The organism is Streptomyces sp. NPDC002825, assembly GCF_040295385.1.
Lineage (GTDB): Bacteria > Actinomycetota > Actinomycetes > Streptomycetales > Streptomycetaceae > Streptomyces.
Genome location: NZ_JBEOVH010000029.1, coordinates 44,797 through 67,935, shown reverse-complemented (window position 1 = coordinate 67,935; position 23,139 = coordinate 44,797). Strand labels below are relative to the sequence as shown.

The 23,139-nt window shown below is 74.6% G+C and carries 19 protein-coding genes; 7 read left to right on the top strand and 12 right to left on the bottom strand.

Translation table 11 applies throughout. From position 1 onward, the window contains the following. Window positions 1-60: 60 nt before the first annotated feature. On the bottom strand, window positions 61-1,293 hold the full coding sequence (locus ABT041_RS29975) for an aminotransferase class I/II-fold pyridoxal phosphate-dependent enzyme (RefSeq protein ID WP_351190289.1): 1,233 nt from the start codon (window positions 1,291-1,293) through the stop codon (window positions 61-63). A 606-nt stretch (window positions 1,294-1,899) separates the two neighbouring features. On the opposite strand from ABT041_RS29975, the gene ABT041_RS29970 reads away from it, so the two are divergent. Both ABT041_RS29970 and ABT041_RS29965 read left to right on the top strand, forming a co-directional pair. Then, window positions 1,900-2,418: a GNAT family N-acetyltransferase gene (locus ABT041_RS29970; RefSeq protein ID WP_351190287.1), complete on the top strand. Its 519-nt coding sequence runs from the start codon at window positions 1,900-1,902 to the stop codon at window positions 2,416-2,418. A gap of 90 nt (window positions 2,419-2,508) precedes the next feature. After that, window positions 2,509-3,345, top strand: coding sequence for a class I SAM-dependent methyltransferase (locus ABT041_RS29965; protein WP_351190285.1), 837 nt, complete (start codon window positions 2,509-2,511; stop codon window positions 3,343-3,345). Between the two features lie 55 nt (window positions 3,346-3,400). Here the strand turns inward: ABT041_RS29965 and ABT041_RS29960 are convergent, their stop codons facing one another. Then, on the bottom strand, window positions 3,401-5,365 hold the full coding sequence (locus tag ABT041_RS29960; protein WP_351190283.1) for a DUF5107 domain-containing protein: 1,965 nt from the start codon (window positions 5,363-5,365) through the stop codon (window positions 3,401-3,403). Window positions 5,366-5,553: 188 nt separating this feature from the next. Here ABT041_RS29960 and ABT041_RS29955 point away from each other — a divergent pair, with 188 nt between their 5' ends. Next, on the top strand, window positions 5,554-5,886 hold the full coding sequence (locus ABT041_RS29955; protein ID WP_351190281.1) for a DUF6204 family protein: 333 nt from the start codon (window positions 5,554-5,556) through the stop codon (window positions 5,884-5,886). A gap of 6 nt (window positions 5,887-5,892) precedes the next feature. Here the strand turns inward: ABT041_RS29955 and ABT041_RS29950 are convergent, their stop codons facing one another. From ABT041_RS29950 to ABT041_RS29940, 3 genes are all read right to left on the bottom strand, one after another. After that, a complete protein-coding gene (locus ABT041_RS29950; protein WP_351190279.1) occupies window positions 5,893-6,432 on the bottom strand; it encodes a GNAT family N-acetyltransferase in 540 nt (179 codons plus the stop codon). Window positions 6,433-6,545: 113 nt separating this feature from the next. Further along, window positions 6,546-6,896: a hypothetical protein gene (locus ABT041_RS29945; RefSeq protein ID WP_351190277.1), complete on the bottom strand. Its 351-nt coding sequence runs from the start codon at window positions 6,894-6,896 to the stop codon at window positions 6,546-6,548. Next, on the bottom strand, window positions 6,893-7,147 hold the full coding sequence (locus tag ABT041_RS29940; protein ID WP_351190275.1) for a DUF1049 domain-containing protein: 255 nt from the start codon (window positions 7,145-7,147) through the stop codon (window positions 6,893-6,895). The genes ABT041_RS29945 and ABT041_RS29940 overlap by 4 nt, the downstream gene beginning before the upstream one ends. 189 nt (window positions 7,148-7,336) lie before the next feature. Here ABT041_RS29940 and ABT041_RS29935 point away from each other — a divergent pair, with 189 nt between their 5' ends. Both ABT041_RS29935 and ABT041_RS29930 read left to right on the top strand, forming a co-directional pair. Continuing rightward, complete coding sequence (locus ABT041_RS29935; RefSeq protein WP_351190273.1) at window positions 7,337-8,089, top strand: GntR family transcriptional regulator; 753 nt, start codon at window positions 7,337-7,339, stop codon at window positions 8,087-8,089. Window positions 8,090-8,324: 235 nt separating this feature from the next. Next, on the top strand, window positions 8,325-9,413 hold the full coding sequence (locus tag ABT041_RS29930; RefSeq protein ID WP_351190271.1) for an adenosine deaminase: 1,089 nt from the start codon (window positions 8,325-8,327) through the stop codon (window positions 9,411-9,413). A gap of 6 nt (window positions 9,414-9,419) precedes the next feature. On the opposite strand, the gene ABT041_RS29925 is transcribed toward ABT041_RS29930, so the two are convergent. Next, entirely contained in the window at window positions 9,420-11,183 is a 1,764-nt protein-coding gene (locus ABT041_RS29925; RefSeq protein ID WP_351190269.1) for a CocE/NonD family hydrolase, read from the bottom strand. A gap of 211 nt (window positions 11,184-11,394) precedes the next feature. Between ABT041_RS29925 and ABT041_RS29920 the strand changes: the two genes are divergently transcribed. Beyond that, the gene (locus ABT041_RS29920) at window positions 11,395-12,048 is read left to right on the top strand and encodes a GntR family transcriptional regulator (RefSeq protein ID WP_351190267.1); all 654 of its coding nucleotides are present in this window, start codon (window positions 11,395-11,397) and stop codon (window positions 12,046-12,048) included. Between the two features lie 36 nt (window positions 12,049-12,084). Here ABT041_RS29920 and ABT041_RS29915 read toward each other — a convergent pair whose 3' ends face one another. From ABT041_RS29915 to ABT041_RS29895, 5 genes are all read right to left on the bottom strand, one after another. Further along, window positions 12,085-13,020 carry a S66 peptidase family protein gene (locus ABT041_RS29915; protein WP_351190265.1) on the bottom strand — a complete coding sequence of 312 codons (936 nt, stop codon included), beginning with the start codon at window positions 13,018-13,020 and terminating at the stop codon, window positions 12,085-12,087. Continuing rightward, window positions 13,017-15,038, bottom strand: coding sequence for a S9 family peptidase (locus ABT041_RS29910; protein WP_502976623.1), 2,022 nt, complete (start codon window positions 15,036-15,038; stop codon window positions 13,017-13,019). The genes ABT041_RS29915 and ABT041_RS29910 overlap by 4 nt, the downstream gene beginning before the upstream one ends. A 19-nt stretch (window positions 15,039-15,057) precedes the next feature. Continuing rightward, a complete protein-coding gene (locus tag ABT041_RS29905; protein ID WP_351190261.1) occupies window positions 15,058-16,392 on the bottom strand; it encodes a M20/M25/M40 family metallo-hydrolase in 1,335 nt (444 codons plus the stop codon). Further along, window positions 16,385-17,218, bottom strand: coding sequence for a M55 family metallopeptidase (locus ABT041_RS29900; protein ID WP_351190260.1), 834 nt, complete (start codon window positions 17,216-17,218; stop codon window positions 16,385-16,387). Before ABT041_RS29900 ends, ABT041_RS29905 begins: the two co-directional genes overlap by 8 nt. Window positions 17,219-17,313: 95 nt before the next feature. Then, window positions 17,314-19,104 carry a hypothetical protein gene (locus ABT041_RS29895; RefSeq protein WP_351190258.1) on the bottom strand — a complete coding sequence of 597 codons (1,791 nt, stop codon included), beginning with the start codon at window positions 19,102-19,104 and terminating at the stop codon, window positions 17,314-17,316. A gap of 165 nt (window positions 19,105-19,269) precedes the next feature. On the opposite strand from ABT041_RS29895, the gene ABT041_RS29890 reads away from it, so the two are divergent. Continuing rightward, entirely contained in the window at window positions 19,270-20,487 is a 1,218-nt protein-coding gene (locus tag ABT041_RS29890; protein WP_351190256.1) for a hypothetical protein, read from the top strand. Between the two features lie 9 nt (window positions 20,488-20,496). On the opposite strand, the gene ABT041_RS29885 is transcribed toward ABT041_RS29890, so the two are convergent. Beyond that, window positions 20,497-22,959: an MFS transporter gene (locus ABT041_RS29885; RefSeq protein ID WP_351190254.1), complete on the bottom strand. Its 2,463-nt coding sequence runs from the start codon at window positions 22,957-22,959 to the stop codon at window positions 20,497-20,499. Between the last annotated feature and the right edge of the window lie 180 nt (window positions 22,960-23,139).

The window sequence follows — 23,139 nt, the reverse complement described above, 5'->3', positions numbered from 1 at the left end:
GGTCGCTGCGTGGCGGGGTCGTCGGGGGGCGCCGGCGGGGGCACTCGTGCGTCTTCGCCTTCATCGGAGTTCCTCCAGGGCTCCCCCGAACTCCTCCAACGCGCGGGCCACATGGGGCAGTTCCACGGGTTCGGGTGCCGCGAGGGTCTCGGCGCGCTCCTCCTCGGTGGCGCCGAGGAACATGCCGGTGCCGAACCTGACGCGCAGCGCGCCGAGTTCGTCGCCGAAGCGGTGGCCGCCGGTCGCCGGGGCGCCGAGCCGCCCGGTCAGGTGGCTCTCCAGTTCCAGGGAGTCGGTGACGCCCCGGGCGGCGAGACCGGCGCGCAGCGGGCCGAGGTCGGCGTAGAGGTGGCGGCCGGCCTGCGGGGGCCGGGCGAGGGCCCCGGCGGCGAGGACGGCGCGGTGCGCGGCGGTCGCGAGGAGCCCGTGGACGGTGGCGGCGCGCCGGGCCCGTGCGGTGACGTCCTCGGGTTCGTCGAGGGCGTGGGCCATCGCGGGGGCAACGGGCCCGGGGACGAGGGCGCCGAGGGCGGTGAGCACGTCGAGGACGCGGGCCCTGCGGTCGCTCCAGCGGTCGGCGCGGTGCGGGTCGGTGGGCGGGAAGCGGGCGACCGCGCAGGGCCAGGCGGCGGGGGTGAGGGCGCCGCCGAGGTCGGTGAGGACGGTGACGTCGTCGGGGCACATCTCGGCGGGACTGAGCAGCATGACGTCGTGCGGGCGGTGCAGGGTGTCGCGCCAGGTCTCGTCGCTGATGACGTGGAGGCCCTCGGCCACGGCGGCCTCGCAGGCCTCGCGGACGAGTTCGGGCGGGGCGACGGTGGCGGTGGGGTCGTCGGCGACGGAGAGCAGCAGGACCCGGGGGTCGCCGCCCTCGGCGCGGATCCGCCGGACGGTCTCCAGGAGGGCGTACGGGTCGGGGACGCCGCCCGCCTCGGCCGGCGTGGGCACGTGGTAGGCGGGGCGGCCGAGGAGACGGGCCTGCGGGGTCCACCAGGCGGGGCAGGGGCGGGGCAGCAGGAGGTCGCCGCCGTGGGCGGCGATCAGGGCGAGGAGGAGGGCGGGGGCGCCGGGGGCGGCGACCACGTCCTCGGGGTGGGTGCGCAGGCCGCGGCGCCACCAGTAGCCGGCGGCGGCCTCCCGCAGGACCGGCCCGCCGCCGGGCGGCTCGGGGGTGGCGCGTCCCGCCGCCGCGGCGAGGAGCCCGGCGAGTCCGGGCAGGACGGGGAGGCCGGTGTCGGGTGCGGGGGGTCCGTAGCGCACCGGGCCGCGGCCTTCCGGAGCCGTCTGCCGCATGTCCCGTACCTCCTGAGCGCGCGGGGGCGCCGGGCAGGCACTCCCGTGCCCTTTATACGAAGGTTCGCCCATTTCCGCCCCTCCAAACGACGACCGGGTGACACATCCCGCCCGACCCCGCCTCCACCCCGTTGTGGGCATGCGTTCCGCCGGGGCGGCGCCCACCCCCCCGTTGTGGGCATGCGTTCCTCCCCCAGACTTCGTCCGGGAGGTACCCCCAGGGCGGAACGGGTGGGCACAACGGAACGGCGCCCTGCCGGCGCCAGAGGCTCCCGAGCCTGAGCCCGCACCACCCGCTCGGTGCACATGGGGCGCGGGTCCAGGCGCGGAACGCGGAGGCGCCGCTGAGGGCGCCGTCCCGTGTGCCCACCCTCCCCCAAGCTCTCGGCTTCGCTCGAGCAGGGGGGACCCCCATCGCCCTGCGGGACGATTGCCCACACGGCGGCGGACCGGGGCGCCGCCCGGCCCCGGGCGCGGGACCACACGGGGGCGGGCCGGGGCGCCGCCCGCGAGGGCGCGGGACCACGCGGTCGGGGTGCCGTCCAGGCAGGCGCGGGCCTCGGAATCGTGGAGGCGGGCGCCGCGGCGCCCGGGGCAGAATGCCGCATGTCGATACGTGAAGCCGTTCCCGAAGACGCCGCGGGCCTCGCCACCGTGCACGTCCAGTCCTGGCGCGCCGCCTACCGCGACCTGCTCCCCGGCCCGTACCTCGACGCCCTGGACGTCGAGGAGCGCGCCGCCACCTGGCGCACCCGCCTCACGGCCACCGACCGGCCCACGGTGCTCGTGGCGACGGCGGACGACGGGCGGATCGTCGGCTTCTCCTGTTTCCGGGCCTGGCCGTACGCGGAGTTCGCGCCCGGGAGCACGGCCGAGCTCGCGGCGCTGTACGCCCTCCGGGAGGTCTGGGGTACGGGCGTCGGGCGCGCCCTCCTCGCCGCGTCCACCGAGGCGCTCACCGCGGCCGGGTTCCGGGCGGCGGCGCTGTGGGTGTTCGCGGGGAACACACGGGCGCGGAGGTTCTACGAGGCCGGGGGCTGGCGGCCGGACGGCACGGCGGTGCGGGAGGAGACGGGCGGGCGGGTGCTCGAGGAACTCCGGTACCGGCGAGACCTGTTGACCTGACCGGGCGTCCACATCTCAAGACGGGGGTCTCATCATTCGGCGGCCGTGCGTACGGTGAGGACACGCACCCACACCAAGGGAGTCGCTTCGATGACGCACGCCTCCGCACAGCCCGCGGCCCATGAGACCGCCGTCTACACCCACGGCCACCACGAGTCGGTCCTGCGCTCACACAGCTGGCGGACCGCCGCCAACTCCGCCGGCTACCTGCTGCCCGAACTGCGCACCGGCCTGGACGTCCTGGACGTGGGCTGCGGGCCCGGCACGATCACCGCCGACCTGGCCGCACTGGTCGCGCCGGGCCGTGTGACCGCCGTCGACGCGGCCGAGGACGTCCTGGACAAGGCCCGCGCGGTCGCGGCCGAACGCGGCCTGGAGAACGTCGAGTTCGCCGTCGCCGACGTCCACGCCCTGGACTTCCCCGACGACTCCTTCGACGTCGTGCACGCCCATCAGGTGCTGCAGCACGTCGGCGACCCGGTCCAGGCGCTGCGCGAGATGCGGCGCGTCTGCCGGCCCGGCGGTGTCGTCGCGGCCCGCGACAGCGACTACGGGGCCTTCGCCTGGTTCCCGCAGCCGCCCGCCCTGGACGCCTGGCAGAGCCTGTACCACCGGGTCGCGCGCGCCAACGGCGGCGAACCGGACGCGGGACGACGGCTGTTCTCCTGGGCCCGGCAGGCCGGTTTCACCGACATCACGGCGACGGCCGGCACCTGGTGCTTCGCCACCCCGGAGGAGCGGGACTGGTGGAGCGGCCTGTGGGCGGACCGTACGACCGCCTCCGTCTACGCCGAACTGGCCGTCGACGGCGGGCACGCGACCGCCGAGGAGCTGGCGTCCATCGCAGAGGCCTGGCGGGAGTGGGGCAAGCAGGAGGACGCCTGGTTCATGGTCCCGCACGGCGAGATCCTGTGCCGGGTGTCCTGACCCGTACGACCGCGGGCCGACCCGGCGTTCCGGACCGGCCCGCGCCGCCCGCTCGTCAGCTCGGACGCATCCGGAACTCGTAGGCGTCCGGCAGGGGTTCGTCGGTGAGTTCCGCCCAGACCTCGCCGAGGATCTCGGCGCCCTCGCGCAGGTCCGCGACCTCGAAGCCCTCGTCGAAGACCGCGCGGGCCTCGCCCGGCCGGCCCTCGGCGAGCAGGATCCGGATCTCCAGGAGACGGAACGCGCCCCTGCCCCGGACCTCGTCCGGCAGCCGCGCCCACAGCTCCCGGGCCCGGGCGGCCCGGCCCGCCGCGAGCAGCGCCGCCACGCCCTCGCGCCCGAGGGCGGCGGCCACGACCTCGCCGCCGTCCTGGTCGTCGTGGTCCTCGTGGTCGGCGAAGGCCTCAGCGAACCGCTCGGCGGCCCGCTCCGGGTGACCGTCCTCCCGGTCGGCGACCGCCAGGCAGTACAGCAGGGGCCAGCGCACCTCCGCCCTGTGCAGTCCGCGCTCCCAGCTCCGTACCGCCTGGGCACGGTCCCCGGCGTGCCACTGGGCGATGCCGAGGTGGTACTCGGTGGTCGGATCGGCCGGCGCGGTCTCCAGCATGTCCCGCCAGGCCGGGGAGACCAGCGGCGCGCCGGGCACCGCGCCCTTCGCCGGGGGCGGCAGGACGCCGGTGAGCAGGAGCTCGCGCCAGGGTTCCTGGTCGGGACCGAGGGTCGACTCGGGGAAGGGCGTACCCGGCAACACGTGTCCCCCGCGCAGGACTTCGAGCGCACCCCAGCCCGAGCCGGCGGCGAGGACGGTCTCCGGCTCGGCGTCGGCGGCGCCCTCCCGCCAGGCGGTGTACGCCGCGTCGACGGCGGCGCGGGGCAGCGCCGTCTCCAGACGGTGTTCGACGTCCGCGCGGGCGGCGGCCCAGTCGCCGCCGAGCGCCGTGGCGGGATCGGCGGCGAGCGGCCCGTACGCCTCCAGCCAGCTGAACTCCCCTTCGCCCGCGAGCTCCAGGTGCTCCAGCTGGGTGCGGGCGAGTCCGGCCTGGATCTCGGCGTAGCCGGGGGTGCCGGGTTCGGTCAGCCACTCCTGCCAGCGCCTGCCGCCGCGCCCGGTGCCCCACAGGAAGAGCTTGCGGCCGCGCAGCGCGTCGGTGGAGGTCTGGACGAGTCCGTGGCCGTCCGCGTCGAGGGCGGCGATCCAGCGGCGCTGCTCCTCGGGCAGGTCGTAGAAGTAGTCCGCCGCGTGGGCGCCGTTCAGCGGGTACGAGCGGTCGGTGCCGTCCTCGGTGACGGGCACGGGGAGGCGGTTCAGGCCGCCTTCGTAGCCGTGGTGCCAGGCCGCGTCGGCGGGCGCGAGGACCCTGCGGTCCTCGGGGACGGCGGTGTTGGACCACCAGTAGGCGGGGGCGGTCCGCTCGTGGGGGTTGCGGACGCGGACGCCGACGTACAGGAAGTCGGAGCCTTCCGGGAGCCACAGGTCGACCTGGAAGGGAAGGTCGCGCAGCCGCTCCCACTCCCACAGGCGGAGCATCGGACCGCCGTCGGGGGCGCGGACGGTCGCCGCGTGGAGGGGCGAGCAGGAGAGGGTGGTGTGGCCGGTGGCCCCGATGTTCCACTCGATGCCGCCGGAGAACCAGGCGCCGTTGAGGGCGAAGGCGGCGGGCTGGAGGACGGGGTTGCGGTAGAGGAGTTCGCGTCCGGTGGGCTTGTGGTGCAGGGAGTGGACGCGGCCGCCGAGACCGGGCAGCACGGTCACCCGGAGCCGGTCGTTCTCGATCACGATCGCGTCGAGGTCCGCGGGGGTGCGCTCGCGGCCGTAGCCGTCGCGGACGGGGGCGGGGAGCAGGCTGCGCAGGGGCGCCCGTCCGAGGCCCCGGGCCATGTCGCGCGGGAGCTCGGCGAGGGTCCGCGCGGCGACCGCGTGGGCCCCGGCGCCCGCGGGGGCCCGCAGTGCGGGAAGAGGGTTGTCCGGGCCCAACGGGGCCGCGGGCAGCGTCAGTACGGCACGTCGTACGGTCGTCATCGATCCATGGAACACGCCGGAGCCGGTCCTGACCAGGGGCTCTTCACGGTTCTCCGCGTCAGGCTTCGGCAAAGGCGCCGCGGGCGGCGGGCCGGATATTCCCGGCGGCGACGAGGCCGGCCGTCCTAGTGTGGAGGGTCGGCTCGCCGCCGTGGCGGCCGGGGACAGTGGCACAGGGAGTACGAGGAATGGGCACGCAGCACACCTACCGGGTCATCGTGCGCGGCACGTTCGACGGTCTGTCGGAGGAGAGCCGGTCCCGGCTGCTCGCCGAGGCGGACGCGCACGGGCTGACGGCGATGCAGTTCACGGAGGAGGGCTCGCTGGCCTACGACCGGACCCTGAAGCACTTCTCGTACCGCCTGGTCGTCGTCTCCGACGCCGCGGACGGCGACGAGATGGCGGGCGCGATCGCGGAGGACCGGGTGGAGACGGCGCTGCGGGAGCTGGGCCACGGGTACAAGGCACTGCGCTCGACGGTGACGGACCTCGACACGATGAAGATCAACCGCAAGCGCTAGGACGCGCTAGTCGGCTGCCGTGACGGCCCAGCGTTCGTGGTCGCGCCAGGCTCCGTCGATGTGCAGCATCGCGGGCGAGAAGCCCTCCAGGCGGAAGCCGGCGCGGCGGACGAGGGCGCGGGAGGCGGTGTTGCCGGGCTGGATGTTCGCCTCCAGACGGTGCAGCTCCAGGGGCCCGAAGGCGTACTCGAGGACGAGGCCGAGGGCCTCGGTGAGGAGTCCCCGTCCGGCGGCGTGCGCGAAGGCGCCGTACCCGAGGGCGCCGCTCCGGAAGGCCCCGCGGACGATGTTGTTGATGTTGATGAAGCCGGCGATCCCGCCGCCGTCACGCTCGCACACGAGGAAGCCGGCCCGGGCCGGGTCCCCGATCAGGGTGCCCGCGTAGGTGGCGTACGCCTCGGGCGTGCACGGCGGGAAGAGCCAGGGGTGGTGGAGCTCCCGGCTCTCCCGCGCGCGGGCGGTGAACTCCTCGGCGTCGGCCGGGGAGAAGGGACGCAGGCCCACGCGGGGGCCGGTGGCGAGACAGGAACCAGGGTCGTCGAACATACGGCCCAGGCTATGCGGCGGAGGGCGCGCCCCCGTTGCGGGCAGGCGTTCCGCAAGGGGCGATTGCCCACAACGGGCGTAGGCGCCCCTCCGGGGGCCGGAGCGCGGCCCCGTCAGCGCCGGGCGTCTCGGACGCGGGGCGGGCAGGTCTCGCCCTTCCGCACGACTCCGATCATGACGGTGGTACGCCGGTCGAGGACCGTCCCCGCCGTCGGGTACTGGGTGCAGACCTGCCAGCGCGGCGGCCACAGCACCCGCCGGTCCCGGCCGCTCACGTCGTGGACGTCGAGCCGGGTCCGGCGGTCCAGACGCGTGAAGACCCGCCACAGACCCCGGCCGAGGAGGTCCGGCATCGGCCCTGTTCCGGCCTCGTCGTCGGGTACGGCCGTCTCCTCCGCCGAGGAGACCGCGACGGCCGCGAGCGCGAGGACCGCGCCGCCGACGACGAGTGCGGCCCGCCTCACTTCCGCCTCCGGGCCGCGAAGTAGTAGCCGCAGGCGGCACCGAGCAGGGCGGCCACGAGCAGGGCCCCGTAGAGCGGCATGGTGACCTCGGGGATCAGCAGGCGGATCCTGACCTCGCGGGTGTTCTCGAAGATGAAGACCAGGGTGAGGACCGCGACCGCGATCATCGCGATCCGGCCCGGGGTGAAGGCTCCGGACAACCGGGACGACGTGCCCCCGTCCGGTGTCCGTGCCCTCTGCTTCGGACTCATTGCCCGGCCCCTCTCCTCCGTCGTGCCGTCGGTCGTACCCGGCCACAGCCGTGGGACCAGAATGGGACGCACGGGGCCCGCCCGTGACGGTGAGGAGAGCCGTACGGGTGACTTGTCAGACAACGTGGGCCGACTACCGTGGTGCGAGGACCGGCGGAAAGCGGGCCGGAGACGAGACGAGGAGGGGCCGTGGCGGTCAGCGGACAGCGGCGGCGACCGGTCGTGGCGCTCTACGAGCGGATCGCGGACGCCGTCCACGACGGCACCTACCCGCCGGGCTCCACGCTCCCCTCCGAGCCGAAGCTCGCCGCCGAGCTGGGCGTCAGCCGGCCGGCCCTGCGCGAGGCGCTGCTGCTCCTCCAGGAGGACGGCGTCCTCACGGTACGGCGCGGGGTGGGCCGCACCGTCAACGACCGTCCGCCCCGGCGGGGCTTCGAGCACGTCCAGCCGCTGGAACAGCTGATCGGCTCGGGTGCGCCGCTGCGGGTGCGGCCGCTGCTGAGGACCGTCGAGGAGCCGACCGACTTCACCACCCAGCACCTGCTCGCGCCCGCCCGCGCCGAGCTTCGGTTCTGGGAGTCCGTCCTCACCGGGGAGGGCGCGGCGGCGGCGCTGAGCCACGAGTGGGCGGCGCCCGACGAGCTGCTGGACCGGGTGCACCCGGAGTTCGCGCGGGCCCTGCGGGAGGCCGCGGAGGGCAGGGACGGGGTCTCGATGCTCGCGGTCCTGGTCGGGGCCTCGCGGGAGACGGCCCTGAGCGCGCACAGCGGGATCACGGCGACGCTGCTCGGGCGGCGGCGCGGGGAGCAGCTGGGCCGCCCGGCGGACACCCCGGCGGTCCTGGTGACCCAGGTGGTGCGGGTCGGCGAGACGCCGGTCCTGGCGGCCAAGCACATGCTCCCGACGGGCACAGCCGCGCTGCCGGTGCTGCAGTCGCACTGAGGGCGGACGACGAGCCCCCGGGACCCGCAGGGGCGGGCGCCGACGTCAGGGCCGTACGAACCCGGTCCCGCACCCCGTACGGGCAGGCGCCGACGTCAGGCCCGTACGGGCCGCCCCTCACCCCGTACGAACCCCCGGCCACCACGCACGGCCCCCGGCCCCGCCATCGCCGCCCGCAGGCCCCTGCCAGGTCCGTCACAGCACCCCGCTCGGTCGTGGCGTACACTTCCCCGCCATGCACTTGTCTGACAACCCTGCCACGCCTGCCGCTGCCACCGTCGCCGAGTGGATCCGCCGGGCCCCCAAGGCCGTCCTCCACGACCACCTCGACGGCGGGCTGCGTCCCGCGACGATCATCGAGCTCGCGCGGGAGTGCGGCTACAGCGCCCTGCCGACCGAGGACCCGGCCGAGCTCGCGGTCTGGTTCCGGGACGCCGCCGACTCCGGCTCCCTGGAGCGCTACCTGGAGACCTTCGCGCACACCTGCGCGGTCATGCAGACCCGCGAGGCGCTCACGCGCATCGCGGCCGAGTGCGCCGAGGACCTGGCGGCGGACGGCGTCGTCTACGCCGAGATCCGTTACGCCCCCGAGCAGCACCTGGAGGGCGGTCTGACCCTCGACGAGGTCGTCGAGGCGGTCAACGACGGCTTCCGCGAGGGCGAGCGCCGCACCGGTGGCCGGATCACCGTCCGTGCCCTGCTCACCGGCATGCGCCACACCGACCGCTCCCTGGAGATCGCCCGGCTCACGGTCGCGCACCGGGACAACGGCGTGGCCGGCTTCGACATAGCCGGCGGCGAGATCGGCAACCCGCCGGCCCGCCACCTCGCCGCCTTCCAGCACCTGAAGCGGGAGAACTGCCACTACACGATCCACGCCGGCGAGGCCGTCGGCGCGGAGTCGATCCACGAGGCCGTGCAGGTCTGCGGCACCGAGCGGATCGGTCACGGCGTGCGGATCACGGACGACATCGCCGAGGACGGCACGCTGGGCCGGCTCGCCTCGTACGTCCGGGACAACCGGATCGCCCTGGAGGTCTGCCCGACGTCCAACCTGCAGACGGGCGCCGCGAAGGACTACGCCACGCACCCGATCGACGAGCTGCGCCGGCTCGGCTTCAGGATCACCCTGAACACCGACAACCGCCTGGTCTCCGGCACCACCATGAGCGAGGAGTTCCAGCACATGGTCGACGCCTTCGGGTACGGGCCGGAGGTCTTCGAGGAGTTCACGGTCGCCGCCCTGGAGGCCGCGTTCCTGCCGCTGCCGGAGCGGCAGCGGCTCGTCGACGAGGTGGTCCGCCCGGGGTACGCGGCGCTCTAGGACGCCCTATCCGACCCTGCCCCGCACCAGGGGCAGGGACAGCGTCCCCGTGGACTCGGGGGCGCTGACGACGGTCACCGGCTTGATGCCGCGGTTGCCGTAGTACGCGGTGTCGCTCGCGGCGACGACGAACTCCAGCCGGTGGCCCGTCTCGTAGCGGTGGACGATGCCCGGCAGCTCGACCGTGAAGGGCCGGGTGACGTCGGGGACGCGTACGGGCGCGACGAGCCGGTTGACCAGGGCCTTGGTGCCGTCGGGCGCGACGTCGTACAGCTTCGCGAAGAGGACGAGCTTGTCCGCGGCGTCGCCCGAGTCCTGGACGCGTTCGGTCGCCGGGGAGACGACCTGGAGGGTCGCCCTCGGCGCGCCGACGAGGTCGACGGGCTCGGCGAGCGGGGCGCTGCGCCAGCCGAGGTAGGTGCCGGGGGTGTCGTACGGGCGGGGGTCGGGCAGTCCGATCATTCCGGCGAGCGAGGACTCCGAATGGCTCGTCGGGACCAGCCAGTTGGTGTACTGGCGGGAGCCCCGGGAGACCTTCGTGCGGTTGTCGACGAGCTTGCCGTCGCCGGAGAGGTACAGCTCCTGGCTGAGCGGCGGGACCCGGTCGGCGGTGCCGTAGTCGCTCTGTCCCTCGCGGTACCAGGCGAAGGCGGGGCCGGTGTCCGCGGCGGCGTTCTTCCGGAGGTACCGGTCGAACCAGGCGAGGACGCGCTCCCCGACGTAGCTTCCCTCCGGATTGCCGAGGTCGAGTTCACCCGTCCGCTGTCCCCCGCTGTGGCCCCAGGACTGCCAGATCATCCGGGTGTCGACGCCCCGCTCGCGGAGCCGGTCGTAGGTGGCGCGGGCCTCGTTGAGGTTGAACAGGCTGTCGGACTGGCCCTGGACGATCAGCGTGGGGGCGGTGATCCGGTCGAGGTAGGAGACCGGGGAGACGCTGCGGGCGTAGGCGAGCATCTTCTCGCTCGCGGCGGCCGGGTAGCGGCCGGAGTCGAGGAGCCTGATCGTGTCGCAGGCGTCGGTGACGAAGTGCAGACAGCCGAGGGAGTTGATCCGGCTGGTGTCGAGCGAGGGGGCGAGCAGGGGCTGGCCCTCGCCCATGAGGTAGAAGCCGTTGGCCCACTGCCACTTGAAGACGCCGGGGGTGTTCCGGTCGGCGGCGTTGGGGGCGAGCGAGTACGCGAGGTCGTTCCAGGTGATGAGCGGGACGAGGGCGTCGACACGGGGATCGACGGAGGCGGCCGCGAGTTGGACGGCGCCGCCGTAGGAGCCGCCGACCATGCCGACGCGCGGGTCCTCGGCGCCGTCCCGGGTGACGAAGTCGACGCGGGTGCCGTCGTCGGCGGCGCGGGCGCCGGCGAGGAAGTCGACGAGACGGGCTGCGGCCCGGCCGTCCGCCTCGGGGGCGTCGAGGGAGATCAGGCAGCCGGACTGTCCGAAGCCGAGACCCGAGTAGACGAGGCCGACGTAGCCGCGCTCGGCGAAGGCCTTGCCGATGGCGGCGGTGGATCCGTCGCTCTTGCTGCCGCCGAAGCCGTTGGTGGCGAGGACCGCCGGCGCGGGGTGCGCGGCGTCCACGCCGGCCGGGCGGTAGAGGTCGGCGTCGACGGTGCAACTCCTGCCTGCCGCCTCGACGGTGAACCGGAGCGGGGTGACGGCGTACGGGGCGTCTCCGGGCTCGGCGCCGGCGGCGGGCGCGGCGAGGGCGAGCGGCGCGGCCGCACCGGCCACGAGCGCGAGGACCTTGCGGGATCGGGGCACGGCACGGGACACAGAGACCTCCACGCTGAGGGCGACGCCGGGAGACCCACCGCACCTACCGACTGGTAGGTACCTGGGCCGCGCCCATGCTGTGACACGTGTCATAGCCACGTCAACGCGCGGGACGCAGGTTGTTGACGCGGATTCAGTGAAGGCGCCGTGCCCCGCTCCGGCGGCCGGCTGACACCGACCGCCGTCCGCCGCTCGATGGGAGAATGGCGGCATGACAGGCGCTGAGGAATTCAGACCCGAGTCGGAGCGGGTGACGCGCGCGCTGCGCGATCAGATCATCGACGGAACCCGGGCACCCGGCAGCAGGCTGGTGGAGCGGGAGATCGCGGCCGAGCTGGACGTCAGCCGGCTGCCCGTCCGCGACGCCCTGCGGGACCTGGTCGCGGAGGGCCTGGTGACACCGCGACCCCGCACCTGGGCGGTGGTCCGGGAGTTCAGCGCGTCCGACATCTCGGACCTCGGCGAGGTCAGGTCCGCGCTGGAGATCCTCGGCTTCCGGCTCGCCGCGCAGCGCCGCACCCGGGCGGGGCTCGCGAAGCTCCGCGCCGACCTCGACGCCGAACTGGCGGCCGCGGCCAAGGGCGACGGCCCGGCCGCGCGGCGGGCGGCCGCCGACTTCCACGAGACCGTCACGGAGCTCGCGGACAACGCCCTGCTGAGCGAGCTCAACGCGACGCTGCGCAGCCGGATGCGCTGGATGCTCGGGCAGCACGACGACTTCACGGCCGTCGCCGAGGAGCACGCGGAGCTGTACCGGGGCATCGAGGCCCGGGACGTCGAGCGCGTCGAGGAACTGGCCCTGCGCCACCTGGAGACAAGCCGCGAAGAGGCGGCGGCGCACCGGCGCAGGACGGAGGCGGAGTAGACACCCGCGTCTTCGTCGTGCGGCCCCGGCTTCCGCTCAGCGCAGGGCCGGTACGTCCAGGGTGAGCGTCCCCGCCTCCGCGTCGAGTACGGCGGGCAGGCCGAGCGGCAGGGTCAGCGCGGTCGGGCTGTGCCCGAAGCCCATCTCCTCCAGGACGGGAACCCCGAGACCGCCGAGCCGGTCGGCGAGGACCGCGCGCACCTCCTCGTACGGGCCGCACTCCTCCCAGGAGCCGAGGCCGACGCCCGCGACCCCGTCGAGCCAGCCTGAGCGCAGGAGTTGGGTGAGGATGCGGTCGAGTCGGTACGGCTCCTCCCCCACGTCCTCCAGGAGCAGCAGCCCGCCGCGCGCCGAGGGCCGGCCGTGCGGTGTGCCGAGGTCGGCGGCGAGGAGGCTGACGCAGCCACCGAGCGTCACGCCCCGGGCCCGCCCCGGCACCAGGGCCCGTGCCTTCTCCGGCGCGAGCGTCAGGACGGTCTCGGGGGCGAAGAGGGTGGCCCGCAGCGACTCCTGGGTGGCGGGCTCCGAGAGGAAGGTGCCGGCCGCGACCATCGGCCCGTGCAGGGTGGCGAAGCCCGCGCGGACGGCGAAGGCCTCGTGGAGGGCGGTGACGTCGCTGTAGCCGACGAAGGCCTTGGGCCCGGCCGCCCTGATCGCCTCCCAGTCCACCAGGTCCACCATGCGCTGGGCCCCGAATCCGCCGCGCGCGCAGAGGACGGCGGAGACGGTGGGGTCGCACCAGGCCTCGGTCAGATCGCGGGCCCGCGCCCGGTCCGCCCCGGCGAGGTACCCGAGGGTGGGGTGGGTGTCCAGGACGTGCGGGGCGACGACCGGTTCGAGGCCCCAGCCGCGCAGGATGTCGAGCCCCGCGGTGAGCCGCTCCTCGGGGACGGGCCCGCTGGGGGCGACGACGGCGACGCGGGCCCCGGGCGCGAGCCGCTCAGCCCGGTGCAGGGCGTCCGGCGGGGTCACGTGCGGTACTCCAGATCCGCCGTGTCCGTACGGTCGATCCCGAAGGTCCTGACGTACAGGGCGAGTTCGGCCTCAAGGGCGCGGACCATCGTGTCGGCTCTGCGGAAGCCGTGGCCCTCCCCCTCGAAGGCGAGGTAGGCGTGCGGGATGCCCCTGCCGGCCGTGCGGGCGAGGAAGCGCTCGGCCTGCGCGGGCGGGCAGATGACGTCGTCGAGGCCCTGGAGCAGCAGGAAAGGGACCGTGAGGCGGTCGACGTGCTCGATCGGCGAGCGTTCCTTGTAGCGGGCGGGCACCTCGTCGAGCGGTCCGATCAGTCCCTCGAGGTACTGCGACTCGAAGTCGTGGGTCTCGTCGGTGGCCCAGCCCCGCAGGTCCAGGATGGGGTAGATGATCGTGCCGCAGGCGTACACGTCGGTGGAGACGAGGGACGCTGCGGTCGTCCAGCCGCCCGCGCTGCCGCCGCGCACGGCGAGCCGGGCCGGGTCGGCGGTGCCCTCGGCGGCGAGCGCCGCCGCGACGGCCGCGCAGTCCTCGACGTCGACGACGCCCCACTGCTCGCGCAGCCGCTCCCGGTACTCCCGGCCGTATCCGGTGGAGCCGCCGTAGTTGACCTCGGCGACGCCGATGCCCCGCGAGGTGAAGTAGGCGATCTCCAGGTCGAGGACCAGCGGGGCGTGCCCGGTGGGCCCGCCGTGCGCCCAGATCACGTACGGCGGAAGCTCGCCCTCGGGCCCGCTGAAGCCGGGGTGGTGAGGTGCGTAGACCTGGGCGTGGATCTCGCGCCCGCCGGGGCCCGTGAAGGTGCGGATCCGCGGCTCGGGGAGGTGGGCGGGGTCGACGGCGTCGGTGTGCGCGGCGCCGACGACGCGGCTGCGGCCGGTGCGGGTGTCGAGCTCGACGAGCTCGTAGGAGCGGCGCGGTCCCGCGGCGACGCCGACGACGCGGGTGCCGTGCGCGGCGAGGGTGGAGTCCCACTCGGTGCGGCCGCCGCCCGCGTCGACGAGGGCACGGCGCTCGGGGTCGAGTATCCCGAGGCTCGTGGTTCCCCTGCCGTGGACGACCGCGATCAGCCCGTTCTCCAGGGGCGCGAACCAGCGGAGTCCGATCTTCCAGAGGGGGCCGCCGAACTCCTCGGCGCGCGGGCACAGCGCCTCGGGTTCCGCGAGACCGCCGTCGGCGGATGTCTCCGCGCGGTAGAGGTTCCACCAGCCCGTGCGGTCGCTGACGAAGAGAAGGCGGCCGGCCGCGTCCCAGTCGACCTGCGGGATCGACTCGGCGGGCCCTCCGGCGACGGCCCTGGCCTCGCGGAAGGTGCCGTCGGCGGTGACCTCGGCGAGCAGGATCTCGGTGCCGTCCCAGGGCATCCGGGGATGGTCCCAGGCGAGCCAGGCGGCCCGGCGGCCGTCCGGGGACAGCCGGGGTCCGGTGACGAAGCGGTGGCGCCCGTCGGAGAGTTCACGGACGGCGGTGCGGTCCTCGGCGGCCGAGCCGTCGAGGGGCACGGCGGCGAGGACGCGGCGCACGTCGGTCGCCGCGGGACCGGTGAACTCCTCCAGGACGCACCAGACCTCGCCCCGCTCCGGGTGGATCACCGGGTCCACCCAGCGCAGTCCGCCGCCGACGGCGGAGACCGGGGTGAGCGGCCGCGGCTCCGCGCCGGGGGCGGCATCGGGTTCGTACGCGTAGAGCCGCTGGTCGGGGAAGTGGCAGAACACCGCGAGCGGTCCACCGCCGGGACGCGCGACCGCCGCCCAGGGCTGCCCGCCGTACTCGATCACCCGGCTGCGCACGTTCCACGGGGCGGGCAGCAGGCTCTCCTCGGTGCCGTCGGCGCGCCGCCGGACGAGGGCGCGCCGGCCACCCTCCTCGGGGCGGGGCGCGGTCCACCACAACTCGTCGCCGACGGTGCCGAGGTACTCGGGCCGCCCGTCGCGCGCGGCGGCGAGCGCGGCGCTCACCGGTGAGGGCCAGCTGCCGTACCCGGCCGTGGTCGTGGCCATACCGTCTCCCCCTGTCATGGGTCCGATCCCCCCTGCCCTAAGCGGACTTCAGATAGTGGTCGAGCACCCGGACACCGAAGTGCAGGGCGTCCACCGGGACGCGCTCGTCGACGCCGTGGAAGAGCGCCCCGTAGTCCAGGTCCGGGGGCAGCCGGAGCGGCGAGAAGCCGTAGCCGGTGATGCCCAGCCGGGAGAACTGCTTGGCGTCGGTGCCGCCGGACATGGTGAACGGCACGACGTGCCCCGCCGGGTCGAAGCGCTCGACGGCTGCCCGGAGCTTGGCGAAGGTCGGCGAGTCCACCGGGGCCTCCAGGGGCACCTCGCGGTGGTGGAACTCCCACTCCACGTCGGGCCCGGTGAGCAGGTCCATGGTCGCGGCGAACTCCTCCTCCGCGCCCGGCAGCATCCGCCCGTCGACGTACGCCACGGCCTGGCCCGGGATGACGTTGACCTTGTAACCGGCTTCCAGCATCGTCGGGTTGGCGCTGTTGCGGACGGTGGCCTCGACGAGGGCGGCGGCGGGTCCGAGCTTGTCGAGAAGGAGGTCGACGTCCAGGTCGGGGGCGCTCGTGTCGACGTCGATCCCGTACAGCGCGGCCAGTTCGGTCAGGGCGGCGCGGACGGTCGTGGTGAGGCGGACCGGCCAGGCGTGGTTGCCGATCCGGGCGACGGCGGTGGCGAGGCGTGTGACGGCGTTGGCCGTGTTCACCTTGGAGCCGTGGCCGGCCCGGCCGCGGGCGGTGAGCTTGAGCCAGGCGGTGCCCCGCTCCCCCGCCGCGATCGGGTACAGCGTCGTGCCGGGCTGCGGGTGGAAGCTGAACGCCCCGGACTCGCTGATGCCCTCCGTACAGCCCTCGAAGAGCGGCGCGTGCCGGTCGGCGAGGAAACCGGAGCCGTCCTCGGCGCTGGCCTCCTCGTCGGCGGTGTACGCGAGGACGATGTCCCGGCGCGGGCGGACGCCGTGGCGCGCCCAGTCGCGGACGACGGCCAGGACCATCGCGTCCATGTTCTTCATGTCGACGGCGCCGCGCCCCCACACGACTCCGTCGCGGACCTCGCCGGAGAAGGGGTGCACGGTCCATTCGGCGGGGTCGGCCGGCACCACGTCCAGATGGCCGTGGACGAGGAGCGCCGCCGCCGAGGGGTCGGTACCGGGGATCCTCGCCACCACGTTGGTGCGGCCCGGGGTCCGCTCCAGGAGGGTCGGTTCGATCCCGGCGTCGGCGAGCCGCTCGGCGACGTACTCGGCGGCCGGCCGCTCGCGGCAGTCGCCGCCGCCGCGGTTGGTGGTGTCGATGCGGATGAGCTCGGAGGTGAAGGTGACCACCTCGTCGAGCGCCGTCGTGTCCGGGCCCCGGACCTCCTCAGCCATACTGCTCCTCCACCGCGGCCGAGACGATGGTCGTGACCGCCTTGAACGTGCGAATTGCCTCGTACATCGTCTCGCTGGTGTACGCGACGCGCCGCTCGCCGCTCCGCGCCACGCCGGGAACCACCGTGGCGGCGGCGCCCAGGTGCTCGGCGTCGAACTCGAGCTCCACCGTGAACGGGCCGCCCCGGACCGGCTCGTGCCGGACGGCGAGCGCGGCGGCCGTCTTCGCCGCGGCCCGGATGTCGGCGGCCGTCCTGGCCGGGGTCCGGCACACCGCCGCGTACCGCGAGACGTAGTCCTTGACGGCGACCTTGGGCGCCTCCGGCGCGTACCCGAGGGCGTCCTCGCAGGTCAGGTCGTCCCCGGTGACGAGGACGACCGGCACGCCGTACTCCGCGACCACATGGGCGTTCAGAAGGCCCTCGCTCGCCCGCTCGCCGTTGAGCCAGACCCCCGTGATGGAGTTGGCGAGGTAGGTGTGCGCGAGGACCCCCTCGGTTCCGGCACCGGTGTGGTAGCCGACGAAGGCGATGCCGTCGACGTCCCCGTGCTGCACGCCCTCGACCATCGAGAGGGACTTGTGCCGCCCGGTGAGCATCTCGGCCCGCTCGTCGAGCTGCTCCAGGAGCAGGTTCCGCATGGACCAGTGCGCCTCGTTGATGAGGACCTCGTCCGCGCCGCCGTCGAAGAAGCCGAGCACGGCGGCGTTCACGTCGGACGTGAACATCGCCCGGCACCGCTCCCACTGGGGCGTGCCGGGCAGCACGTCGGCGGGCCAGGTCACACCGGTCGCGCCCTCCATGTCGGCGCTGATGAGGATCTTCATGCCTGGCACCGTACGCGCCGCCCGGCCGCCCTACCACCCCTGTGGATAACCGCCGTTGGAGTGGACCAATGGCACCCACCGGACGGCGGTACGGATCACCCGGCCGATTCCGGATACCGCCTGGGGTCCTCCTCCGCGAACCGGCGCAGCGCGGCGGCGGCCCGCCGCTCGGGCGGAGCGCCGTCGTCGGGGAGCAGCCACAGGTACTGCCTCGGCTGGACGTCCTGCGCGCCGCCCGCGGCCGGGGGCAGGTCGTCGTACGTGATCACGGTGGCGTCCGGATCGCCGAAGTCCGTGCCCGTCCACCCCAGTCGCAGGCCCCAGCGGGCGAGGAGTTCCGGCCGCTCGCGGAGACCCCGGGCGATGAGCCGGGCGGTGTCCCGGGCCGGCCAGCTCCAGCCCCGGTCCTGCTCGGCGCGGGCGACCTCCGTGTCGTACGCGTCGGCGTCGAAGCGGAGGACGGGGAGGTCCGGCAGGCCGCGCGGGGCACCGGGCCGGCTCCAGTCGCCCCACACGACGTACGGACCCTCGCGGCGCACCGTGACGTAGAGGGCGCCGCAACAGCCCTCGCTGCAGTACGCCTCGGCGAGCCTGACCTCACGGGGCTCGTCTCCGGCACGCAGGGCACCGGTGTCGAGGGTCCGTTCGGGCACGTCGCCGGGCCCGGGTCCGAACGCCCAGGGCACGAGAGGCCGGCCGTCGACCAGGAAGCGGGTCTCGACGGCGTCCAGGTCGCCGGGGTCGGCGACGGCGACCTCGATCCGCAGCCGCGACACGGGCCCCGGCTCCGCGCGGGCGGGAAGGGGTGCCGGGGGCGGGTCCGCCGAGGCGGTCACGGCGCGGAGGCGGGATGCCGTACTACGGATCCACGCGGCCCGCCGCCGTGTCCGGGGGTGCGCGTCGGCCTTCGCGTCCGGCTCCGTCGGCTCGCCGACGGCGGCGAGCAGGGTGCCGAGGGCCTCCTCGCGCCGGCCGGGCGGCCAGTCGAGGAGGCGCGAGGCGCCGCTGTGGAGGTCGAGGGCGAGGGACAGCAACCGGGCCTGCCGGTCGAGGCCGGTCGCCGGGGCCTCGCCGGCCACGCGCGCGGTGATCGCCTCGTACAGCTCCCTGGCCTCCCCGTACCGCAGCAGCGCGATCGCGTAGTCGCGGCGGCTGGTCATCCGCGTCAGCAGGAGCACCGCCTGCGCGAACAGTTCGCGGTCCCCGGGGTGGGCCCGGAGGAGCGCGGGGAGCCGGGTGGCCTCGGCGATCCACCGCGCCTGGTCGGGACCGACGTCCCGGTGGCTCTCGGCCGACACCCCGACCACGAGTGCCCGGAGGTCGCCCGCAAGGCCGGAGACGAGGGCGTCGGCGAGGGCGCGCAGCCCGGTCTCCCGCGCGCGGTGGGCCAGGCCGACCGTCGCGGCGGCCTGCGGGTCGAGCGGTGCGAGGGCCTCGACGGCGGCGGATTCCAGCCCGTCGAACATGCCGAGGTCCCGCAGGTACGGCACGTCCTGGGGTTCGCCGAGGACGCTCAGGAGCCCGATCCCGGCGGCCACGCCGACGAGCGTGGTCCCGGTCCGGACGAGGCGGCGGCCCAGGGCGCGGACGGCCTCTTCGTCCGGGTGGTCGAAGGTGGCGGCGGCCCGGAGGACGGCCCGGTCGCGGATCCCGGTGGCCACGAGGGCGGCTTCCGGGTCGGTGCCGGGCGCGTCGAGCAGGCTGCGGAGGACGTCCGCCACGCGGGCTCGTGCCTCGCCGAGGCGGGGGCCGGTGCCGCGGGGGCGCGGAGTGCGCGCGGAGTCGGGGAGGGGGTGGCCGCCCCGGGGGACGGGCGCGCCGCGCAGGCGGCGGGCGTGGTCGGACAGGGAGGGGGCGAGCGTCGAGCGCTCGTGCGAGGCGCTCACCGCGCGGGGTGGAGCTCGATTCCGTGAGTCATGGGGGCATGGTGTCCTGACGACGGCCCGGCGCGCCACCCGATTGGCGGGCTTCGAATCGGACGAAACATCGCCAACGGGTGCGTATAGGCTGTCGGCCGCAGTTGTCGTTGTCGACCTTCCGGAGAGCTCTCGGTGACCATCGCCTTCACCCCGTCCGAATCAGCGCCCGTCGAGACCGAGCCCGTCGTCGTTCCTGAGCCCGCCGGGCCCGTGATGGCGGAGGAGCCGGAGTTCTGGGAGCCGTCGGCTCCGGAGCCCCAGGAGGCCCTCGAGCCCCAGGACACCGAGGACGCGGTGGACGCGCAGGACACGGAGGACCCGCACGACGCGGTGGACGCGCAGGACTCCCAGGACCACGACCCCGTCGTCGTCCGTGACGCCCAGGACTTCGGGGTGTACGCGCGGACCGGCGGCTGGACCTTCGCCCTGAAGGTGGCCCGGAGCGTCCGTCCGGGCGGCCAGCCGGCCGAGGGGACGGCCGCCGCGAAGGTGTCGGCGAAGGCGTTCGCCGCGCTCGCCGGCTGCTCACCCGAGCGGGTCATGCGCTACTACAAGGCCTGGGACATGGCTGCCGACGACGGCCTGGTCCCGCAGTTCGAGGTGCTGGTCCCGGGCGAGGACATCGAGCTGCCGGACGCGGACGTCTGGCTCTCGTACTACACCTCCCGCAACAGCGCGTCCTCCGTGCGCGGCCAGGCGATCACCGCGGCGGCCGAGGCGGAGGGCATCCGGCCGACGAAGGCACTGGAGGTCGCGGAGAACCCGACGGCGCTGCGGGCCGCGATCCTCGCCGACCCGGGGACGGCGGAGGCCGCGCGCGGGGCGCTGCTGGACCGGATGAAGGAGGACCCGGCCCTGCAGACCGAGATGGCCAGGGCCTTCGCCCGTACCGACGACCTGAAGAAGGCGGTGGCGAACGAGGCGAAGGCGGCCGACCGGATCGGTTACGTGCGCCAGATCGTCGAGAACGGCCAGATCAAGACCCCCGCCGGGCAGACCGTGGAGGCGCCGGCCGAGCTGCGGGCCGAGGCCGAACGGCACCTGTCGCTCCTCGACGAGCTGGACGACTCGGAGGAGGCGGGCGAGTGGGCCGGCGAGGCCTACGACACGGTGAAGGGCCTGGTCGCCAAGGCGGTCGAGGAGGATCCCGCGCTGCGCGTCCAGGAGCGGCGGACGAAGTTCTACAACAGCCTGCAGAAGGCGACGAAGGTCTTCGAGGAGCTGACCCTCGACGAGGTGATGGAGGAGGACATCTACGAGGCGGACATGCTCCAGCGCCTCGAAGCCCTCCAGGAGGCGATCGGCACCTGCATCAGCGCGCTGCGCAAGGCGACGGCCGCCTCCTCCTGAGGCGTCGGCTCAGTCCTCGTGGCCGAGCTGGAGGTCGCGCTCCGTGCGGCCGCCGCCGGCCACCTGGAGGACGGTGGCCACGGGCGGGTACCCGGCGGCGATGACCGTGTACTCGCCGGAGGACAGGTCGACGAAGCGGAAGGTGCCGTCGGCGCCGGTGGTGAGGGTGTCGACGACGTTGCCGGCGGCGTCGAGCAGGGTGACGCGGGCGTCCTCCACGGGGCGCCCTCCCCCGGCCCGCACGGTGCCGCGCAGCACCGCGCCGCCGGCCAGTTCGATGTCCTGGCGGGTCTCGCGCGAGGACTGGACGCTCACGGGGAGCGCGGCGGGCCGGAAGGCGGGGGCGCTGGCGGCGAGCGTGTACTCGCCCGCGACGAGTTCGCCGATGACGTACCCGCCCTCGCGTCCGCTGCGGGTGGAGGCGACGACCTCGCCGCGTACGTCGGTGAGGGTGACGGCCGCGTCACGCACGGGCGTGCCGTCGGCGGTGACGACGCTGCCCGCGAGCCGTCCGGCGCCGCCGAGGACGACGTCGAGCTCCACCGGCCGGTCGCCGACGGTGACGGAGACGGCCTGCGGCTGGTGGCCGCCGGCCGCGGCGATCAGGACGTACGCGCCGCCGCCGGGGACGCTGAGGGCGTACCGGCCGTCCTCGCCGCTGGCGCCGCGGCCGATCTGCCGGCCCTGGACGTCGATGAGGGTGAGCGCGGCGCGGGGGACGCGGCTGCCGTCATGGTGCTGGACGGTGCCGCAGACGGGCACCCCGGAGTGCGGAGGGGCGACGGCGGTGGCCGGGGCCGAGGCGGCGTGGCGGGCGTGCGGCACGGCCTGGGCGGTGGTGTCGAAGGCGATGTCGGTGGCCTCGGTGAGGGGGCTGTGGTGGGACACCAGCGGTTTCTCCTTGAGGAAGAAGGCGAGAACGAGGCCGAGTACGAGGACCGGCACGAGGTAGAGGAAGATCCGCGGCATCGCGTCCGCGTACGCCTGGATGTACACGTCGCGCAGGGCCGGCGGGAGCGTGTGGACGGTCCCCGGGGTGATCGACTCGGCCGGCGGCAGTGCCACGGAGCTCTGCGCGGTGACGCGGGCGAGCCGGTCGCCGAGGGCGTCGTCGAGGCGGGAGGCGAAGAGGGTGCCGAAGACGGCGGCGCCGACGCTGCCGCCGATCTGGCGGAAGTAGTTGTGGGCGCTGGTGGCGGTGCCGAGGTCGGCGGGGCGGACCGAGTTCTGCACGGCGAGCACGAGCACCGGCATGACGAGGCCGATGCCGGTGCCGAGGACGGCCTGCCAGAGGCTGTGCTGGAGGCGCGGGGTGTCGGTGTCCATGCGGGAGAGCAGCCACATGCCGAGGACGGAGACGGCGCCGCCGATCACCGGGTAGATCTTGTAGTGGCCGGTGCGGCTGATGAGCTGGCCGGAGACGACGGAGGCGATGACGATGCCGCCCATGAGCGGCAGCATCAGGAGGCCGGACTCGGTGGCGCTGGCACCCTCGACCATCTGCAGGAAGCTGGGGAGGTAGCTGGCGGCGCCGAAGAGCGCGATGCCGACGACGGCGCCGACGAGGGCGGTGACGGTGAAGACGGAGTCGCGGAACAGCCGCAGCGGGATGAGGGGTTCGGGCGCGAAGTGCTCGACGACCAGGAAGAGCAGGGTCGTTGCGGCGGCTCCGCAGGCCAGGGCGAGGATGACCCGGGAGTCCCAGGCGTACTCGGTGCCGCCCCAGCTGGTCAGCAGGACGAGGCAGGTGGAGGCGGCGGCGAGGAGCAGTGTGCCGAGGACGTCGAAGCGCGCGCGTGCGGTGGGCTTGGGGAGCTTGAGGACGGCGGCGACGACGGCGAGGGTGACGAGCCCGAAGGGTACGTTGAAGTAGAAGCACCAGCGCCAGGAGACGTGGTCGGTGAAGAAGCCGCCGAGCAGGGGTCCTGCGACGGAGGCGAGGCCGAAGGCGGCGCCGATGAGTCCCATGTAGCGGCCGCGTTCGCGGGCGGGGACGATGTCGGCGATGATCGCCTGGACGCCGATCATGAGGCCGCCGGCGCCGACGCCCTGGAGGGCGCGGAAGGCGATGAGCTGGTCCATCGTGCGGGACCAGCCGGCGAGGCCGGAGCCGATGACGAAGACGACGATCGCGAAGAGGAAGACGCCCTTGCGGCCGAGGAGGTCGCCGAGCTTTCCGTAGACCGGCAGGCCGATGGTGGAGGTCAGCAGGTAGGCGGTGATCGCCCAGGACATCCGGTCCAGGCCCTGGAGTTCGCCGACGATCTTCGGCAGGGCGGTGGCGACGATCATCTGCTCGAGCGCGGCGAGGAGCAGCGCGAGCATGAGGCCGCAGAAGACGAGCCGGACGCGGCGGGGTTCGAGACCGGCGGGTCCCGGGCCGGCCGGTGGGGCGGGGACCGCGGGAGGTCCGTCCGGGGCGAGCGGTCCCGGACCCTCCTCCGCCTCTTTCACGATCGTGATCGCACCCACGTGTCTGCTCCCCTCGTCACGGCGTCTGCGCCGCACCATTCTTCGCATTGCGCGCGAAGGGGGAGCAAGTCGGGCGGTACGGGAGGACGGTGGCGCGCCGGGGGCTGAACGTCCCTGCACCACGGCGCACTTGGGTCGCTCATCAGCGCGTTTACGAGAAGGCCCGCGCCCCCCGGTACG

Bases quoted from the DNA above. Each gene is read 5' to 3' on its own strand.
- ABT041_RS29955 (WP_351190281.1), top strand. From the start codon at position 5,554: ATGGGCACGCAGCACACCTACCGGGTCATCGTGCGCGGCACGTTCGAC.
- ABT041_RS29930 (WP_351190271.1), top strand. From the start codon at position 8,325: ATGCACTTGTCTGACAACCCTGCCACGCCTGCCGCTGCCACCGTCGCC.
- ABT041_RS29950 (WP_351190279.1), bottom strand. From the start codon at position 6,432: ATGTTCGACGACCCTGGTTCCTGTCTCGCCACCGGCCCCCGCGTGGGC.
- ABT041_RS29970 (WP_351190287.1), top strand. From the start codon at position 1,900: ATGTCGATACGTGAAGCCGTTCCCGAAGACGCCGCGGGCCTCGCCACC.
- ABT041_RS29900 (WP_351190260.1), bottom strand. From the start codon at position 17,218: ATGAAGATCCTCATCAGCGCCGACATGGAGGGCGCGACCGGTGTGACC.
- ABT041_RS29940 (WP_351190275.1), bottom strand. From the start codon at position 7,147: ATGAGTCCGAAGCAGAGGGCACGGACACCGGACGGGGGCACGTCGTCC.
- ABT041_RS29965 (WP_351190285.1), top strand. From the start codon at position 2,509: ATGACGCACGCCTCCGCACAGCCCGCGGCCCATGAGACCGCCGTCTAC.
- ABT041_RS29910 (WP_502976623.1), bottom strand. From the start codon at position 15,038: ATGACAGGGGGAGACGGTATGGCCACGACCACGGCCGGGTACGGCAGC.
- ABT041_RS29905 (WP_351190261.1), bottom strand. From the start codon at position 16,392: ATGGCTGAGGAGGTCCGGGGCCCGGACACGACGGCGCTCGACGAGGTG.
- ABT041_RS29920 (WP_351190267.1), top strand. From the start codon at position 11,395: ATGACAGGCGCTGAGGAATTCAGACCCGAGTCGGAGCGGGTGACGCGC.
- ABT041_RS29960 (WP_351190283.1), bottom strand. From the start codon at position 5,365: ATGACGACCGTACGACGTGCCGTACTGACGCTGCCCGCGGCCCCGTTG.
- ABT041_RS29975 (WP_351190289.1), bottom strand. From the start codon at position 1,293: ATGCGGCAGACGGCTCCGGAAGGCCGCGGCCCGGTGCGCTACGGACCC.